Below are 18,250 nucleotides of genomic sequence, written 5' to 3'. Positions count from 1 at the left end.
TCGATCACGGTGAAGCTGATCAACCCGATCGCGATGGAAGAAGGTCTGCGCTTCGCCATCCGTGAAGGTGGCCGTACCGTCGGCGCAGGTGTCGTTGCCAAGATTCTCGAGTAAGCCAGCCAGTACTCGTGGATTAGAAGTTTCGGGGTTGGCGGTGTCGTCAACCCCAAAATGGTTTAGGGGTATAGCTCAACTGGCAGAGCGTCGGTCTCCAAAACCGAAGGTTGGGGGTTCGATTCCCTCTGCCCCTGCCAACTCTCGCGCCGTATGTGGCGCTCGTTAAGGTGTTATGGCGAATCCTTCCGTCGAAACTGTAAATACTTCCGGCGACAAGCTGATGGTCGCTGCGGGCGTATTGTTGGTCTTGGCCGGGTTCGTGGGGTTCTTCTGGCTCGGTAGCCAGGAATGGTACGTCCGCGGAGCTGCCTTGGCTGTTGGCGTCATCGCGGGTGTTGCAGTCGGACTTCTCTCCGCGCCCGGTAAGGGTTTCATCGCATTCGCCAAGGACTCGTACAAAGAAGTCCGCAAGGTTGTTTGGCCGACTCGTAAAGAGGCAACGCAAACAACTCTCGTGGTGTTCGCTTTTGTGTTCATCATGGCGGTGTTTCTGTGGATTTGCGATAAGTCCATAGAATGGGCGATTTTCTCGGCGATTCTGGGTTGGAAATGATATGAGCGATACTCCGGCATCCCCGAGTGGAAAACGTTGGTACGTCGTGCACGCCTACTCCGGTATGGAGAAGAGCGTGCAACGTGCGCTTCAGGAGCGCATCGAACGTGCTGGCATGCAAGACCAGTTTGGCCAGATTCTCGTGCCTACTGAAGAAGTCGTAGAGGTCAAAGGCGGTCACAAGTCAGTGACCGAGCGTCGTTTCTTCCCGGGCTATGTGCTTGTGGAAATGGAAATGACTGACGAGACGTGGCACCTCGTGAAGAACACGGCAAAGGTGACCGGTTTCGTGGGCGGTGCGCGCAATCGTCCTAGCCCGATTTCCCCGCGGGAAGTCGAGAAGATCATGTCGCAGATGCAGGAAGGCGTCGAGAAGCCGCGTCCGAAGACTCTGTTCGAGGTCGGTGAGATGGTTCGCGTCAAGGACGGCCCGTTCACGGATTTCAACGGCAGCGTCGAGGAAGTGAACTACGAGAAGTCGCGAGTCCGCGTGTCTGTCACCATTTTCGGCCGCGCAACGCCGGTCGAGCTGGAATTTGGTCAGGTCGAAAAGTTGTAATGAAGATTCCGCGGAGCGCGCCTAACGGCGCGTTCCGTATTTCGCGCTTACGGTCCGCGTAATGGCCGTTGAGGAGCGTCAGTAGCCGGTTTCGGCGAACGCGCGCTACTACTCACCTGAACGCCCGCATGTAGCAGCGCGGCGTTCCAACGAGGTTTTCAACATGGCAAAGAAAATCATCGGCTTTATCAAACTGCAGATTCCTGCAGGTAAAGCCAATCCGTCGCCGCCGGTCGGTCCGGCACTGGGTCAGCGTGGCCTGAACATTATGGAGTTCTGCAAGGCGTTCAACGCGCAGACTCAGGCAATGGAACCGGGTCTGCCGATTCCTGTCGTGATCACTGCGTTCGCGGACAAGAGCTTCACGTTCGTTCTGAAGACGCCGCCGGCTACGGTTCTGATCAAGAAGGCAGCGAAGATCGACAAGGGTTCGGCAAAGCCGCACACCGACAAGGTCGGCAAGATCACGCGCGCACAAGCTGAAGACATCGCCAAGGCCAAGATGCCCGATCTGACGGCAGCTGACCTGGACGCAGCGGTCCGTACGATCGCTGGTAGCGCGCGCTCGATGGGCATCACCGTGGAGGGCGTGTAAATGGCTAAGCTTTCGAAGCGTCTGCAAGCATTTGCAAACAAGGTTGATCGCCAGAAGCTGTACGCGATCGACGAAGCGCTGTCGCTCGTGAAAGAGTGCGCAAGCGCGAAATTCGACGAATCGATCGACGTTGCTGTGCAACTCGGCATCGATGCGAAGAAGTCGGATCAAGTGGTTCGTGGCTCGGTCGTACTGCCGGCCGGTACCGGCAAGTCGGTTCGCGTCGCTGTGTTCGCTCAGGGCGAAAAGGCTGAGCAAGCTCGTGCAGCAGGCGCGGAAATCGTCGGTATGGAAGACCTGGCTGAACAGGTCAAGGCCGGCAAGCTGGACTTCGACATCGTGATCGCTTCGCCGGACACGATGCGCGTTGTCGGTACGCTTGGTCAGATCCTTGGCCCGCGTGGCCTGATGCCGAACCCGAAGGTCGGTACCGTGACGCCGGACGTCGCGACGGCTGTGAAGAACGCCAAGGCAGGTCAGGTGCAATTCCGCGTCGACAAGGCCGGTATCATCCACGCCACCATTGGTCGCGCTTCGTTTGAGCCGACGGCTCTGCGCACCAACCTGGCTGCTCTCGTCGAAGCGCTGCAAAAGGCGAAGCCGGCAACGAGCAAGGGTGTGTACCTGCGTAAGGTCGCGTTGTCGAGCACGATGGGTGTTGGCGTTCGCGTCGACCAGACATCGCTCGCAGCACAGTAAGAAAATTCATCGCCTTGATGTGAGTCGAGGCGGTTCTAAGGGCTTTGGGCGGTCGCAAGATGGCAGTCTGCATCGAACGACCGGTTGTCAAAGACCGTTGGCGGGAAAGCAGCAGGTAGGCCGACCCTTAATGTAAAGCCAACGCAGATGGCGAACCCGAAAAGGTTTTGTGGTGATGAAACCGCGGGTTGTCCGCAGCAATGCGAACAGCGCGTGGTCGAAATACTCCTGACTGGTCGGACGCCGTTGTTGAACGCGATGCACAAGGCGCACGCTGCGTGTATCGAATCTGGAGGTTAACCGTGCCACTCAATAAAGAAAGCAAGCAGGCCGTCGTCGCTGAGGTTGCCGCGCAAGTCGCGAAAGCCCAGACCGTCGTTCTTGCTGAGTATCGTGGAATCGCGGTTGGCGATCTGACCAAGCTGCGCGCGAAAGCGCGCGAGCAACAGGTGTACCTCCGCGTGTTGAAGAACACGCTGGCGCGTCGCGCTGTCGAAGGTACCCCGTTTGCTTCGCTGGCAGAGCAGATGACTGGCCCCCTGATCTACGGCATCTCGGAAGATGCAATTGCTGCTGCCAAGGTCGTCAACGACTTCGGCAAGAGCAATGACAAGTTGATCATCAAGGCTGGTTCCTACGAAGGCAAGGTGATGGACAAGGCTGGCGTGCAAGCGCTGGCAAACATCCCGAGCCGCGAAGAACTGCTCTCCAAGCTGTTGTACGTTATGCAGGCACCTGTTTCTGGCTTCGCGCGCGCTCTGGCCGCGCTGGCAGAAAAGAAACAAGGCGAAGAAACCGCTGCTTAACGCACTTCAGTCGAGCGTAATTGATCGCTGGCTGTATCCGAATTCAATTTAGGAGTATTTCAAATGGCAATCGCAAAAGAAGACATCCTCGAAGCAGTAAGCTCGATGTCGGTTCTGGAACTGAACGAGCTGGTTAAGGCGTTCGAAGAAAAGTTTGGCGTGTCGGCAGCTGCTGTTGCAGTGGCAGGCCCGGCAGGCGGCGGCGCTGCAGCTGCTGCTGAAGAGCAAACCGAATTCACGGTCAACCTGACGGAAGTCGGCGCGAACAAGGTTTCGGTCATTAAGGCTGTTCGTGAACTGACGGGTCTCGGCCTGAAGGAAGCGAAGGACCTGGTCGACGGCGCACCGAAGCCTGTTAAGGAAGCGGTACCCAAGGCTGCTGCTGAAGAAGCCAAGAAGAAGCTGGAAGAAGCCGGCGCGAAAGCTGAAATCAAGTAACTTTCGGCGCGCTGTGCGAAGGCTGGCGGTTTTCCACCGCCGGCCTTTTTGTGCTTTGTGGGCGCTACGTTTTTGCCGGGTTGTTTCGGTAAGAACGTAGTCCTAGAAGCCAAAGAAAATCGCCTTTCGGCAGCATTGACCGGCGTTTTTCTTTGTCTTCTGAAGCGACTGCAGAAGGCAAGTTTGGTCGGGTAGCGGGCAACATAGGCATCCGCTGCCGTCAGCCAGCGGTTGGTAGCGGCCAACCACCAAGCTTCTAGGCTCGTTCAAGCCATCGGACGGCCATCGGGTCTCAGTCGGTGAACACTCGGGTTGTCTCATCAAGGTATCCTGCCTCGACAACAATGCCCGCCGTGATTCGGAGATCGTATGCAATATTCCTTCACCGAGAAGAAGCGCATTCGCAAGAGTTTCGCGAAGCGCCCCATCGTTCACCAAGTACCTTTCCTGCTGGCTACCCAGCTTGAATCATTCAGCACGTTTCTGCAAGCCGACACGTCTTCGACGCAACGCAAGCCGGAAGGCCTGCAAGCGGCGTTTACGTCCGTTTTCCCCATTGTTTCTCACAACGGCTTCGCCCGTCTAGAGTTCGTCAGCTACATGCTGTCGCCGCCGGCATTCAACATCAAGGAATGTCAGCAGCGCGGTTTGACGTACTGCTCAGCGCTGCGCGCGAAAGTGCGCCTGGTGCTGCTCGATAAGGAATCGCCGAGCAAGCCGGTCGTCAAGGAAGTGAAGGAACAGGAAGTGTATATGGGCGAAATTCCGCTCATGACGCCGACTGGTTCGTTCGTCATCAACGGCACGGAACGCGTGATCGTTTCGCAGCTGCACCGCTCGCCTGGCGTGTTCTTCGAACACGACAAGGGCAAGACGCATAGCTCGGGCAAGCTGCTGTTCTCGGCACGTATCATTCCTTACCGTGGTTCGTGGCTCGACTTCGAATTCGACCCGAAGGACGTGCTGTATTTCCGCGTCGACCGCCGCCGTAAGATGCCGGTCACGATTCTGCTCAAGGCCATTGGCCTGACGCCGGAACAGATCCTCGCTAACTTCTTCGTGTTCGACAATTTCACGCTGATGCCGGAAGGCGCGCAGATGGAATTCGTGCCGGAGCGTCTGCGTGGTGAAGTCGCGCGCTTCGACATTTCGGACCGTGACGGCAACGTGATCGTCCAGAAGGACAAGCGGATCAACGCCAAGCACATTCGTGACCTCGAAAACGCGAAGACGAAGTTCATCTCGGTGCCGGAAGACTATCTGCTCGGCCGTACGCTGGCGAAGAACGTCGTTGACGGCGACACCGGTGAAGTCATCGCCAACGCGAACGACGAAATCACGGAAACCGTCCTCGAAAAGCTGCGCGAAGCGAAGATCAAGGACATCCAGACGCTCTACACGAACGATCTCGATCAAGGTCCGTACATCTCCTCGACGCTGCGTATCGACGAAACCGCCGACAAGATGGCCGCTCGCATCGCGATCTACCGCATGATGCGTCCGGGCGAACCGCCGACCGAAGAAGCGGTCGAGGCGCTGTTCAACCGTCTGTTCTACAGTGAAGACGCATACGACCTGTCCAAGGTGGGTCGTATGAAGTTCAACCGCCGTGTCGGTCGCGACGAAATCGTCGGCCCGATGACGCTGCAAGACGACGACATCCTCGCCACGATCAAGATCCTGGTCGAGCTGCGTAACGGCAAGGGCGAAGTGGACGACATCGACCACTTGGGCAATCGTCGTGTGCGTTGCGTCGGCGAATTGGCGGAGAACCAGTTCCGCGCCGGTCTCGTGCGTGTGGAACGTGCGGTGAAGGAACGTCTGGGTCAGGCTGAAAGCGAAAACCTGATGCCGCACGACCTGATCAACTCGAAGCCGATTTCGTCGGCGATCCGCGAGTTCTTCGGTTCGTCGCAGCTGTCGCAGTTTATGGACCAGACCAACCCGCTGTCGGAAATCACCCACAAGCGCCGTGTTTCGGCTCTTGGCCCGGGCGGTTTGACTCGTGAGCGCGCTGGCTTTGAAGTCCGCGACGTGCACCCGACCCACTATGGCCGTGTGTGCCCGATTGAAACGCCGGAAGGTCCGAACATCGGCCTGATCAACTCGCTGGCTCTGTACGCGCACCTGAACGAATACGGCTTCCTCGAAACGCCGTATCGCAAGGTTGTGGACAGCAAGGTGACGGATCAGATCGACTATCTGTCGGCGATCGAAGAGGGCCGTTACGTGATCGCTCAGGCGAACGCGGCCGTGGCTGCTGACGGCTCGCTGACCGACGAGCTGGTGTCGTCGCGTGAAGCAGGCGAAACGCTGATGGTTACGCCGGACCGCATCCAGTACATGGACGTGGCGCCGTCGCAGATCGTTTCGGTCGCTGCTTCGCTGATTCCGTTCCTCGAGCACGATGACGCGAACCGCGCATTGATGGGTTCGAACATGCAACGTCAGGCTGTGCCGTGTCTGCGTCCTGAAAAGGCCGTGGTCGGTACGGGTATCGAGCGTACGGTGGCAGTTGACTCGGGTACGACGGTTCAGGCATTCCGCGGTGGCGTGGTGGATTACGTCGACGCAGGCCGTATGGTGATCCGCGTGAACGACGATGAAGCCGCTGCTGGCGACGTCGGCGTGGACATCTACAACCTGATCAAGTACACGCGTTCGAACCAGAACACGAACATCAACCAGCGTCCGATCGTGAAGGTCGGCGACATCGTGTCGCGTGGCGACGTGCTGGCTGACGGTGCATCGACCGATCTCGGCGAACTGGCTCTCGGCCAGAACATGCTGGTCGCGTTCATGCCGTGGAACGGCTACAACTTCGAAGACTCGATCTTGATCTCGGAGAAGGTGGTTGCTGACGACCGCTACACCTCGATCCACATCGAAGAACTGAACGTCGTTGCTCGCGATACGAAGCTTGGACCGGAAGAAATCACGCGCGACATCTCGAACCTGGCCGAAGTACAACTCGGCCGTCTCGATGAGTCGGGCATCGTCTACATCGGCGCTGAAGTCGAAGCAGGCGACGTGCTGGTCGGTAAGGTAACGCCGAAGGGTGAAACCCAGCTGACGCCGGAAGAAAAGCTGCTGCGCGCGATCTTCGGTGAAAAGGCTTCGGACGTGAAGGATACGTCGCTGCGCGTGCCGTCGGGCATGAGCGGCACGGTCATCGACGTGCAAGTGTTCACCCGTGAAGGCATCCAGCGCGACAAGCGTGCCCAGCAGATCATCGACGATGAACTGAAGCGCTATCGCCTCGACCTGAACGACCAGTTGCGTATCGTGGAAGGCGACGCGTTCCAGCGTCTCGCACGTATGCTGGACGGCAAGGTTGCCAACGGTGGCCCGAAGAAGCTCGCGAAGGGTACGAAGATCGACCAGGCTTACCTGCAAGATCTGGATCACTATCACTGGTTCGACATCCGCCTCGCGGACGAAGAAGCAGCGGCGCAGCTCGAAGCCATCAAGGACTCGATCGAACAGAAGCGTCACCAGTTCGACCTGGCGTTCGAAGAAAAGCGTAAGAAGCTCACCCAGGGCGATGAACTGCCGCCGGGCGTGCTGAAGATGGTCAAGGTGTATCTGGCTGTGAAGCGTCGTCTGCAGCCTGGCGACAAGATGGCCGGCCGTCACGGTAACAAGGGTGTGGTGTCGAAGATCGTTCCGATCGAAGACATGCCGTACATGGCCGATGGCCGTCCGGCTGACGTCGTGCTGAATCCTCTCGGCGTGCCGTCGCGGATGAACGTGGGCCAGGTTCTCGAAGTGCATCTGGGTTGGGCCGCGAAGGGTCTCGGCTGGCGTATCGGCGAAATGCTGCAGCGTCAGGCGAAGATCGAAGAACTGCGCGCATTCCTGACCAAGATCTACAACGAGTCGGGCCGCGCTGAAGAGCTGGACAGCTTCACGGACGACGAAATCGTCGAACTGGCGAAGAACTTGCGCGAAGGCGTTCCGTTTGCCACGCCGGTGTTCGACGGTGCGACGGAAGAAGAAATGTCGCGCGCGCTGGATCTGGCCTTCCCGGACGACATCGCGAAGAACCTCGGCATGACGCCGTCGAAGAACCAGGTCCGCCTGTACGACGGTCGCACGGGCGAGATGTTCGAGCGTACGGTCACGGTCGGCTACATGCACTACCTGAAACTGCACCACTTGGTCGACGACAAGATGCACGCGCGTTCCACGGGCCCGTACTCGCTCGTGACGCAGCAGCCGTTGGGCGGTAAGGCGCAGTTTGGTGGCCAGCGTTTCGGTGAAATGGAAGTGTGGGCGCTCGAAGCGTACGGCGCATCGTACGTGCTGCAGGAAATGCTGACGGTGAAGTCGGACGACGTGACTGGCCGGACCAAGGTCTATGAGAACCTGGTCAAGGGCGATCACGTGATCGATGCAGGCATGCCGGAATCCTTCAACGTGTTGGTGAAGGAAATCCGCTCGCTCGGTATCGATATCGACCTCGACCGCAACTAATCGGACTACGGAGAGAAGGCAATGAAAGCTCTGCTCGATCTATTCAAGCAAGTCCAACAAGAAGAAGTTTTTGATGCAATCAAGATCGGTCTGGCGTCGCCGGACAAGATCCGTTCGTGGTCGTTCGGTGAAGTGAAGAAGCCGGAAACCATCAACTACCGGACATTCAAGCCGGAACGTGATGGCTTGTTCTGCGCGAAGATTTTCGGGCCGATCAAGGACTACGAATGCCTGTGCGGCAAGTACAAGCGCCTGAAGCACCGTGGCGTGATCTGCGAGAAGTGCGGCGTTGAAGTCACGCTGGCGAAGGTGCGCCGCGAACGGATGGGCCACATCGAACTGGCCTCGCCGGTTGCGCACATCTGGTTCCTGAAGTCGCTGCCGTCGCGTCTGGGCATGGTGCTCGACATGACGCTGCGCGACATCGAACGCGTGCTGTACTTCGAAGCCTATGTGGTGATCGATCCGGGCATGACGCCGCTGAAAGCGCGGCAGATCATGACGGAAGAGGATTACTACAACAAGGTCGAAGAGTACGGTGACGAATTCCGTGCCGAAATGGGCGCGGAAGGCGTGCGCGAACTGCTGCGCGCGATCAACATCGACGAACAGGTCGAGATGCTGCGCACCGAACTTAAGAACACGGGTTCGGAAGCGAAGATCAAGAAGTACGCGAAGCGCCTGAAGGTGCTCGAGGCCTTCCAGCGTTCGGGCATCAAGCCTGACTGGATGGTGCTCGAAGTGCTGCCGGTGCTGCCGCCGGAACTGCGTCCGCTGGTGCCGCTGGACGGCGGCCGTTTCGCGACGTCGGACCTGAACGACCTGTATCGCCGCGTGATCAACCGTAACAACCGGTTGAAGCGTCTGCTCGAACTGAAGGCGCCTGAAATCATCGTCCGCAACGAAAAGCGGATGCTGCAGGAAGCCGTCGATTCGCTGCTCGATAACGGCCGTCGTGGTAAGGCGATGACCGGCGCGAACAAGCGTCCGTTGAAGTCGCTCGCTGACATGATCAAGGGTAAGGGCGGTCGTTTCCGTCAGAACCTGCTCGGTAAGCGTGTGGACTACTCGGGCCGTTCGGTGATCGTGGTCGGCCCGACGCTCAAGCTGCATCAGTGCGGCCTGCCGAAGCTGATGGCGCTCGAACTGTTCAAGCCGTTCATCTTCAACAAGCTCGAAGTGATGGGTGTCGCTACCACCATCAAGGCTGCGAAGAAGGAAGTCGAGAACCAGACGCCGGTGGTGTGGGACATCCTGGAAGAGGTGATCCGCGAGCATCCGGTCATGCTGAACCGTGCGCCGACGCTTCACCGTCTTGGCATTCAGGCTTTCGAGCCGGTGCTGATCGAAGGTAAGGCAATCCAGCTGCACCCGCTCGTTTGCGCGGCGTTTAACGCCGACTTCGACGGTGACCAGATGGCTGTGCACGTGCCGCTGTCGCTCGAAGCGCAGATGGAAGCGCGCACGCTGATGCTGGCGTCGAACAACGTCCTGTTCCCGGCTAACGGCGATCCGTCGATCGTGCCGTCGCAGGATATCGTGCTCGGCCTGTACTACGCGACCCGCGAAGCTGTGAACGCCAAGGGCGAAGGCCTGACGTTCACCGGCGTCTCGGAAGCGCTGCGTGCATACGAGAACAAGGAAGTCGAGCTCGCTTCGCGCGTCAACGTTCGGATCACCGAAATGGTCCACAACGAAGACAAGTCGGAAGGTGCGCCGAAGTTCGTGCCGAAGATCACGCTGTATGCGACGACCGTCGGCCGTTCGATCCTGTCGGAAATTCTGCCGCCGGGACTGCCGTTCTCGGTGCTGAACAAGCCGCTGAAGAAGAAGGAAATCTCGCGTCTGATCAACACCGCATTCCGCAAGTGCGGTCTGCGTGAAACGGTGATTTTCGCCGACCAGTTGATGCAGTCGGGTTTCCGTCTGGCAACGCGCGCTGGTATCTCGATCTGCGTGGACGACATGCTCGTGCCGCCGCAGAAGGAAACCATCGTCGGCGACGCCGCGAAGAAGGTGAAGGAATACGACCGTCAGTACATGTCGGGTCTCGTCACGTCACAAGAACGCTACAACAACGTGGTCGACATCTGGTCGGCAACGTCGGAAGCGGTAGGCAAGGCGATGATGGAACAGCTCTCGACGGAGCCGGTGGTCGATCGCGACGGCAACCAGACGCGTCAGGAGTCGTTCAACTCCATCTACATGATGGCTGACTCGGGTGCTCGCGGTTCCGCAGTTCAGATTCGTCAGCTGGCCGGTATGCGTGGCCTAATGGCGAAGCCGGACGGCTCGATCATCGAGACGCCGATTACGGCGAACTTCCGCGAAGGCCTGAACGTGTTGCAGTACTTCATCTCGACCCACGGTGCACGGAAGGGTCTGGCTGATACGGCACTGAAGACGGCAAACTCGGGTTACCTGACGCGCCGTCTGGTGGACGTGACGCAGGATCTGGTGGTGGTCGAAGACGATTGCGGTACGTCGAACGGCGTCGCCATGAAGGCGTTGGTTGAAGGCGGTGAAGTCGTCGAAGCCCTGCGTGACCGTATCCTCGGTCGTGTGGCGGTGGCTGACGTCGTCAATCCGGAATCGCAGGAAACGCTGTACGAAGCAGGCACGTTGCTCGACGAAGACGCGGTCGAAGAAATCGAACGCCTCGGCATCGACGAAGTACGCGTGCGTACGCCGCTGACTTGCGAAACGCGTTACGGTCTGTGCGCAGCCTGCTACGGTCGCGACCTGGGCCGCGGCTCCTCGGTCAACGTCGGCGAGGCAGTGGGTGTGATCGCTGCTCAGTCGATCGGTGAACCGGGCACGCAGTTGACGATGCGTACGTTCCACATCGGTGGTGCGGCATCGCGTGCGGCAGTGGCCTCGTCGATCGAAGCCAAGTCGAACGGTACGGTTCGTTTCACGTCGACGATGCGTTACGTCACGAATGCGAAGGGCGAGCAGATCGTCATCTCGCGTTCGGGCGAAGCGATGATCACCGACGACCACGGCCGTGAGCGTGAGCGTCACAAGGTGCCGTACGGCGCGACGCTGTTGCAACTGGACGGCGCGCAGATCAAGGCCGGCACGCAACTGGCAACGTGGGATCCGATGACGCGTCCGATCATCACCGAGTACGGTGGTACGGTGAAGTTCGAAAACGTCGAAGAAGGCGTGACGGTTGCCAAGCAGATCGACGATGTGACGGGTCTCTCGACGCTGGTCGTGATCGACGTGAAGCGCCGCGGTTCGCAAGCTTCGAAGACGGTGCGTCCGCAGGTCAAGCTGCTGGATGCGAGCGGTGAAGAAGTCAAGATCCCGAACACCGAGCACTCGGTGCAGATCGGCTTCCAGGTCGGCGCTCTGATCACCGTGAAGGATGGTCAGCAGGTGCAGGTGGGTGAAGTGCTCGCACGTATCCCGACCGAATCGCAGAAGACGCGTGACATTACCGGCGGTCTGCCGCGTGTGGCGGAACTGTTCGAAGCACGTTCGCCGAAGGACGCAGGTATCCTGGCGGAAGTCACGGGTACCACGTCGTTCGGTAAGGACACGAAGGGCAAGCAGCGTCTCGTTATCACGGACCTCGAGGGCAACCAGCACGAGTTCCTGATCGCGAAGGAAAAGCAGGTTCTGGTGCACGATGGTCAGGTCGTCAACAAGGGCGAAATGATTGTCGACGGGCCGGCCGATCCGCACGACATCCTGCGTCTGCAGGGCGTCGAAGCGCTGTCGCGTTACATCGTGGACGAAGTGCAGGACGTGTACCGTCTGCAGGGCGTGAAGATCAACGACAAGCACATTGAAGTGATTGTTCGTCAGATGCTGCGCCGCGTGCAGATTACGGACAACGGCGATACGCGTTTCATCCCGGGCGAACAGGTCGAGCGGTCGGATATGCTCGACGAGAACGACCGTATGATCGCGGAAGACAAGCGTCCGGCAACGTACGAAAACGTCTTGCTCGGTATTACGAAGGCGTCGCTGTCGACCGACTCGTTCATCTCTGCGGCATCGTTCCAGGAAACGACCCGCGTGCTGACCGAAGCGGCGATTATGGGCAAGCGCGACGACCTGCGCGGTCTGAAGGAAAACGTGATCGTTGGCCGTCTGATTCCGGCCGGTACGGGTCTCGCGTTCCACAAGGCACGCAAGAGCAAGGAACTGTCCGACCGCGAGCGTTTCGATCAGATCGCCGCGGAAGAGTCGTTCGAATTCGGTACGCCGGAAACCCCGGCCGCCGAACAGCAACACTCAGGCGAATAAGTTCTGGCGGCGCAAGCCGCTTGGGCTCGTAAGCCAGAAGCCGCTCAGTTTCGACTGAGCGGCTTTTTTTTATCGACAGCAGTCAGTGCTTTAGCAGTTACTCCTGTCCCGCGCACCACAGTCGCTTTTGACACGCCTTTGAGCGGTTTTGTAGGCCAATTGGCTAACGTTGTCGGAAAGCGCGGGCGCAGCACGAATGCGTTGGTAAAATTCGTGTCACCGGCAATACGCTGTCCTCTCTCAAATTCATGTCCCGTTCGCTCGAAATCCTCAACGAAGTCTTCGGTTACCCCGTGTTCAGAGGGCAACAGGGGGAGATTGTCGAACATGTCGCCGGCGGCGGCGATTGCCTCGTGTTGATGCCGACGGGCGGCGGCAAATCGCTCTGTTACCAGATTCCGTCGCTGGTGCGGCGCGAGGCCGGACTGGGCGCGGGGATCGTGGTGTCGCCGTTGATCGCGCTGATGCAGGATCAGGTTGCTGCGCTCAAGGAAGTCGGCGTGCGCGCGGCGTATCTGAATTCGACCTTGTCTGGCCCGGAGGCCGCCGCGACTGAGCGCGCATTGCGCGAAGGCGAGATCGATCTGCTGTATGTGGCTCCCGAGCGGCTGATGACGTCGCGCTTCCAGGAACTGCTCGAGCGCACGCGCATCGGCTTGTTTGCGATCGACGAAGCGCACTGCGTTTCGCAATGGGGGCACGACTTCCGCCCTGAGTACATTCAGCTGTCGGTGTTGCACGAACGTTTTCCGAACGTGCCTCGCATCGCGCTTACGGCTACTGCAGATGCCATTACGCGCGATGAAATCATCCACCGCCTGGCGCTCGACGATGCGCGGGTTTTCGTCTCCAGTTTCGACCGCCCGAACATCCGCTACCGGATCGTCGAAAAGGACAATGCGCGGACGCAATTGCTCGATTTCATCCGCGCCGAGCATTCCAGGCCCGACGGCACGACCGACGCCGGCGTCGTGTATTGCCTGTCACGTCGCAAGGTGGAAGAAACGGCCGAGTGGCTGAAAGAGAAGGGCATGCGTGCGCTGCCTTATCACGCTGGCATGGAGTTCGAGATTCGCCAGAAGCACCAGGAGATGTTCCAGCGCGAGGAAGGCATCGTCATGTGCGCGACGATCGCGTTTGGCATGGGCATCGACAAGCCGGATGTGCGTTTTGTCGCTCACCTGGATTTACCGAAAAGCGTCGAAGGCTACTACCAGGAAACGGGCCGCGCGGGCCGCGACGGCATGCCGGCGAACGCATGGATGGCCTACGGCCTCGGCGACGTCGTGCAGCAGCGCAAGATGATCGACGAATCGGACGCCGACGATGCGCATAAGCGCGTGCAGACCGGTAAACTCGACGCGCTGCTTGGCTTGTGCGAAGCGGCGACATGCCGCCGGGTGCGTCTGCTTAACTATTTTGGCGAATCGAGCAAGCCCTGCGGCAATTGCGATACCTGTCTTGAACCGCCCGACACCTGGGATGCAACGCGGGAGGCGCAAATGGCACTGTCCTGCGTGTTCCGCGCGCAACGGGCGAGTGGTTTCCACTTCGGCGCCGGCCATCTGATCGACATCTTGCGTGGTAACCGCAGCGAAAAAATCCTGCAACGCGGTCACGAAAAGTTGACCACCTTCGGAATAGGCGCTGCGCTGGGCGAGCCGGAATGGCGCGCCATCTTCCGCCAGCTCGTCGCGTTCGGTTACCTGACGGTCGACCATGAGGGCTTCGGCTCGCTGGTGCTCACCGAGGCAAGTAAAGCGGTACTCAAGAGCGAGCAGAACGTCACGATGCGCCGCTACGTGAAGCCGACGCGTACCCGCCAGTCGTCTAGCCGCACCAGTGAGCGCGCGGATCCGACGATCGGCATGGGGCCGCGCGAGCGCGCCCGCTGGGACCGTCTGCGTGCCTGGCGCACCGAGACGGCGAAGACCGACGGCGTGCCGGCCTACGTCATCTTCCACGACGCGACTTTGGCGGAGATTGCCCGCAACGGCCCCGATTCCATCGAGACCTTGCGCGGCATTCCGGGCATGGGTGCGCGCAAACTGGACCGCTTCGGTTGGGAATTGCTCGAAGTGGTCGGTGCCGACTAGGCATTACAGAGTCAGTCGGGGCTTCGAGACCTCGCAAGCTATTGACTCACTTAGTCTTTTCGGAATATTATGCTAGGTTCCGGTTCTTGGAATGCCGCCGCGCGGGTCAAAGCAAGATGAGCTCGCACGCTGGCAATCGGATCCGGAAGTTCGATGCGCAATCGTTTCTGCTTTGCCCAGAAAGATTTGCGTCGATTTTGTTCAATTTCAGGAATAAACAATGCCAACCATCAATCAACTGGTTCGCAAAGGCCGCGCTTCCGAAACAGTGAAGAGCAAGAGCCCGGCTTTGCAGGACTGCCCCCAGCGTCGCGGCGTGTGCACTCGCGTGTACACCACGACGCCGAAGAAGCCGAACTCGGCACTTCGTAAGGTCGCCAAGGTGCGCCTGACGAACGGCTTCGAAGTCATTTCGTACATTGGTGGTGAAGGCCACAACCTGCAGGAACACTCGGTCGTGCTGATTCGCGGCGGTCGTGTGAAGGACTTGCCGGGTGTGCGTTACCACATGGTTCGCGGCTCGCTGGACACCCAGGGCGTCAAGGATCGTAAGCAGGCTCGTTCGAAGTACGGTGCCAAGCGCGCCAAGGCTGGCAAGTAATTAGCCGGTCAGTCGTTTCAGGTCGCCTGCAAAGGCGGTATTAGCGGTGGTGCCGGAATCGCCGGTGCTGTCGAGTAAGTGGTCACCCGACCGGGCTGGTAAGTCGTAAGAGATGAATCGGGTTAGTTGGTGGCCGCGGGGCTAAAAATAGCTCCAACTGAAAAAGTTAAAGGAAGAAACATGCCGCGTCGTCGCGAAGTCCCCAAGCGGGAAGTGTTGCCGGATCCGAAGTTCGGTAACGTAGATGTAGCCAAGTTCATGAACGTGCTGATGCTCTCCGGCAAGAAGTCGGTTGCCGAGCGTATCGTGTACGGCGCTTTTGAACAGATCCAGACCAAGGGTGGCAAGGACCCGCTGGAAGTGTTCACGGTAGCGCTCAACAACGTGAAGCCGGTGGTCGAAGTGAAGAGCCGTCGCGTTGGTGGTGCGAACTATCAGGTTCCGGTCGAAGTGCGTCCGTCGCGTCGTATGGCATTGGCGATGCGTTGGTTGCGCGAAGCTGCGAAGAAGCGCAGTGAGAAGTCGATGGCCCTGCGTCTGGCAGGTGAACTCTCCGAAGCGGCCGAAGGCCGTGGCGGCGCGATGAAGAAGCGCGACGAAGTTCACCGGATGGCAGAAGCCAACAAGGCGTTCTCGCACTTCCGTTTCTAAGCTGCCCGATCCCGGGTTAGCGGAAGAAATCGGCAAGAAATTCCGGGCGGGTGCGCTTATAAAGCGCCTCGCCCGTTTGTGTTACAGCGCGATGGGTCTTTCTCGCATCGCGTTATCCCCATAGAGGATCAAAGTGGCTCGCAAGACACCTATCGAGCGCTACCGCAATATCGGTATTAGCGCTCACATCGACGCCGGCAAAACGACGACGACCGAGCGCATTCTGTTCTATACCGGCGTGAACCATAAGATTGGTGAAGTTCACGACGGCGCTGCCACCATGGACTGGATGGAGCAGGAGCAGGAACGCGGCATTACCATCACGTCGGCTGCTACCACGGCCTTCTGGAAAGGTATGGCTGGCGACCGCGCCGAGCACCGCATCAACATCATCGACACCCCGGGCCACGTTGACTTCACGATTGAAGTTGAGCGTTCGATGCGCGTGCTCGACGGTGCATGCATGGTTTACTGCGCAGTGGGCGGCGTGCAGCCGCAGTCGGAAACTGTCTGGCGTCAGGCTAACAAGTACAAGGTTCCCCGTCTCGCGTTCATCAACAAGATGGATCGTACCGGTGCGAACTTCTTCAAGGTCTACGACCAGCTCAAGCTGCGTCTGAAGGCGAACCCGGTTCCGGTTGTGGTGCCTATCGGCGCCGAAGAAACGTTCACGGGCGTGGTCGATCTGCTGAAGATGAAGGCGATCATTTGGGATGACGCGTCCCAAGGCACGAAGTTCTCGTACGAAGAAATCCCGGCTGAGCTCGTTGACACGTGCAACGAGTGGCGTGAAAAGATGGTCGAGGCCGCGGCTGAATCGAGCGAAGAGCTGATGAACAAGTACCTCGAAGAGGGCGAGCTGACCGAAGAGGAAATCGTCAAGGGTCTGCGCGACCGTACGATCGCTTGCGAAATCCAGCCGATGCTTTGCGGTACCGCGTTCAAGAACAAGGGTGTGCAACGGATGCTGGACGCCGTGCTCGACTTCCTGCCGTCGCCGATCGACATCCCGCCGGTTACCGGCGAGCTGGAAAACGGTGAACAGGGTGAGCGCCGCGCTGCTGACGACGAAAAGTTCTCGGCACTGGCATTCAAGATCATGACTGACCCGTTCGTCGGCCAGCTGATCTTCTTCCGTGTGTACTCGGGCGTTGTGAATTCGGGCGACACGGTGCTGAACGCGACGAAGGACAAGAAGGAGCGTCTGGGTCGTATTCTGCAGATGCACGCAAACCAGCGTGAAGAAATCAAGGAAGTCCGCGCAGGCGACATCGCTGCTGCAGTCGGCCTGAAAGACGCAACGACTGGCGACACGCTATGCGATCCGCAGAGCCCGATCGTGCTCGAACGCATGATTTTCCCGGAGCCGGTGATTTCGCAGGCTGTTGAGCCGAAGACGAAGCCCGACCAGGAAAAGATGGGCCTGGCACTGAACCGCCTGGCTCAGGAAGATCCGTCGTTCCGCGTGCAAACGGACGAAGAATCGGGTCAAACTATTATTTCGGGCATGGGCGAACTGCACCTCGAAATTCTGGTTGACCGGATGAAGCGTGAATTCGGCGTCGAAGCGACTGTCGGCAAGCCGCAGGTGGCTTACCGCGAGACGATTCGCGGCAAGGCGGAAGACGTTGACGGTAAGTTCGTCAAGCAGTCGGGTGGTCGCGGCCAGTACGGTCACGCGGTCATCACGCTCGAGCCGAACGAGCAAGGCAAGGGCTACGAGTTCCTGGACGAGATCAAGGGCGGCGTGATTCCGCGTGAATACATCCCGGCAGTCGACAAGGGTATCCAGGAAACGCTGAAGGCTGGCGTGCTGGCAGGCTTCCCGGTCGTTGACGTGAAGGTTCACCTGACGTTCGGTTCGTACCACGATGTTGACTCGAACGAAAACGCGTTCCGCATGGCCGGTTCGATGGCGTTCAAGGAAGCAATGCGCAAGGCAAGCCCGGTCATCCTCGAACCGATGATGGCTGTGGAAGTCGAAACGCCGGAAGACTACATGGGCAACGTGATGGGCGATCTTTCGGGCCGTCGCGGTATTGTTCAGGGCATGGAAGACATGATTGGCGGCGGCAAGATTGTTCGCGCCGAAGTGCCGCTGTCGGAAATGTTTGGCTACTCGACGTCGCTGCGTTCGCTGAGCCAAGGTCGTGCAACGTACACGATGGAGTTCAAGCATTATTCGGAAGCACCGCGCAACGTGTCGGAAGCAATCATCAACGCGAAGTCGAAGTAAGCGCGCGGCAAGTCATTCAACGATTAACTTTTTGAAAGAAGAGAAACATGGCTAAAGGTAAATTCGAACGGACCAAGCCGCACGTGAACGTCGGCACGATCGGTCACGTTGACCACGGCAAGACCACGCTGACGGCAGCGATCACGACGGTGCTGACCGCGAA

The 18,250-nt window shown here is 59.0% G+C and carries 13 protein-coding genes, 1 tRNA gene and 1 pseudogene; all 15 read left to right on the top strand.

Going from position 1 to position 18,250, the window contains the following annotated elements; all coding sequences use genetic code 11:
• A pseudogene (locus tag P3T20_RS37040) lies at positions 1-114 on the top strand (elongation factor Tu); the annotation flags it as partial.
• 64 nt (positions 115-178) lie between these two features.
• Positions 179-254: transfer RNA gene (locus P3T20_RS37035), tRNA-Trp, on the top strand.
• A gap of 35 nt (positions 255-289) precedes the next feature.
• On the top strand, positions 290-670 hold the full coding sequence (secE, locus tag P3T20_RS37030; RefSeq protein WP_074262716.1) for a preprotein translocase subunit SecE: 381 nt from the start codon (positions 290-292) through the stop codon (positions 668-670).
• A gap of 1 nt (position 671) precedes the next feature.
• The gene (nusG, locus tag P3T20_RS37025; protein ID WP_007180147.1) at positions 672-1,229 is read left to right on the top strand and encodes a transcription termination/antitermination protein NusG; all 558 of its coding nucleotides are present in this window, start codon (positions 672-674) and stop codon (positions 1,227-1,229) included.
• Positions 1,230-1,392: 163 nt separating this feature from the next.
• A complete protein-coding gene (rplK, locus tag P3T20_RS37020) occupies positions 1,393-1,824 on the top strand; it encodes a 50S ribosomal protein L11 (protein WP_074262715.1) in 432 nt (143 codons plus the stop codon).
• Positions 1,825-2,523 carry a 50S ribosomal protein L1 gene (rplA, locus tag P3T20_RS37015; protein WP_074262714.1) on the top strand — a complete coding sequence of 233 codons (699 nt, stop codon included), beginning with the start codon at positions 1,825-1,827 and terminating at the stop codon, positions 2,521-2,523.
• 302 nt (positions 2,524-2,825) lie between these two features.
• Positions 2,826-3,329, top strand: coding sequence for a 50S ribosomal protein L10 (gene rplJ, locus P3T20_RS37010; RefSeq protein WP_074262713.1), 504 nt, complete (start codon positions 2,826-2,828; stop codon positions 3,327-3,329).
• Between the two features lie 63 nt (positions 3,330-3,392).
• Positions 3,393-3,767: a 50S ribosomal protein L7/L12 gene (rplL, locus tag P3T20_RS37005; protein ID WP_062129471.1), complete on the top strand. Its 375-nt coding sequence runs from the start codon at positions 3,393-3,395 to the stop codon at positions 3,765-3,767.
• A 369-nt stretch (positions 3,768-4,136) separates the two neighbouring features.
• On the top strand, positions 4,137-8,243 hold the full coding sequence (rpoB, locus tag P3T20_RS37000; protein WP_074262712.1) for a DNA-directed RNA polymerase subunit beta: 4,107 nt from the start codon (positions 4,137-4,139) through the stop codon (positions 8,241-8,243).
• A 21-nt stretch (positions 8,244-8,264) separates the two neighbouring features.
• Positions 8,265-12,503 (top strand): DNA-directed RNA polymerase subunit beta', encoded by a 4,239-nt coding sequence (gene rpoC / locus P3T20_RS36995; protein WP_074262711.1) that lies wholly within the window; start codon positions 8,265-8,267, stop codon positions 12,501-12,503.
• Between the two features lie 248 nt (positions 12,504-12,751).
• On the top strand, positions 12,752-14,599 hold the full coding sequence (recQ, locus tag P3T20_RS36990; protein ID WP_429289454.1) for a DNA helicase RecQ: 1,848 nt from the start codon (positions 12,752-12,754) through the stop codon (positions 14,597-14,599).
• 220 nt (positions 14,600-14,819) lie between these two features.
• Positions 14,820-15,200, top strand: a complete 381-nt coding sequence (gene rpsL / locus P3T20_RS36985) for a 30S ribosomal protein S12 (protein WP_035935550.1) — start codon at positions 14,820-14,822, stop codon at positions 15,198-15,200.
• 180 nt (positions 15,201-15,380) lie between these two features.
• Entirely contained in the window at positions 15,381-15,851 is a 471-nt protein-coding gene (gene rpsG / locus P3T20_RS36980) for a 30S ribosomal protein S7 (protein ID WP_006053291.1), read from the top strand.
• Between the two features lie 133 nt (positions 15,852-15,984).
• On the top strand, positions 15,985-18,087 hold the full coding sequence (gene fusA / locus P3T20_RS36975) for an elongation factor G (RefSeq protein WP_074262709.1): 2,103 nt from the start codon (positions 15,985-15,987) through the stop codon (positions 18,085-18,087).
• Between the two features lie 47 nt (positions 18,088-18,134).
• On the top strand, positions 18,135-18,250 hold a 116-nt coding region (locus P3T20_RS36970), incomplete at its 3' end, for a GTP-binding protein (protein ID WP_035515644.1).

Origin of the sequence: Paraburkholderia sp. GAS206C (assembly GCF_050435645.1) — a bacterium.
Lineage (GTDB): Bacteria > Pseudomonadota > Gammaproteobacteria > Burkholderiales > Burkholderiaceae > Paraburkholderia > Paraburkholderia phenazinium_B.
This window is presented reverse-complemented; position numbering and strand designations above follow the sequence as displayed.

Coding starts and splice junctions, on each gene's coding strand:
- secE (WP_074262716.1), top strand. CDS start 290: ATGGCGAATCCTTCCGTCGAAACTGTAAATACTTCCGGCGACAAGCTG.
- nusG (WP_007180147.1), top strand. CDS start 672: ATGAGCGATACTCCGGCATCCCCGAGTGGAAAACGTTGGTACGTCGTG.
- rplK (WP_074262715.1), top strand. CDS start 1,393: ATGGCAAAGAAAATCATCGGCTTTATCAAACTGCAGATTCCTGCAGGT.
- rplA (WP_074262714.1), top strand. CDS start 1,825: ATGGCTAAGCTTTCGAAGCGTCTGCAAGCATTTGCAAACAAGGTTGAT.
- rplL (WP_062129471.1), top strand. CDS start 3,393: ATGGCAATCGCAAAAGAAGACATCCTCGAAGCAGTAAGCTCGATGTCG.
- rpoB (WP_074262712.1), top strand. CDS start 4,137: ATGCAATATTCCTTCACCGAGAAGAAGCGCATTCGCAAGAGTTTCGCG.
- rpoC (WP_074262711.1), top strand. CDS start 8,265: ATGAAAGCTCTGCTCGATCTATTCAAGCAAGTCCAACAAGAAGAAGTT.
- recQ (WP_429289454.1), top strand. CDS start 12,752: ATGTCCCGTTCGCTCGAAATCCTCAACGAAGTCTTCGGTTACCCCGTG.
- rpsL (WP_035935550.1), top strand. CDS start 14,820: ATGCCAACCATCAATCAACTGGTTCGCAAAGGCCGCGCTTCCGAAACA.
- rpsG (WP_006053291.1), top strand. CDS start 15,381: ATGCCGCGTCGTCGCGAAGTCCCCAAGCGGGAAGTGTTGCCGGATCCG.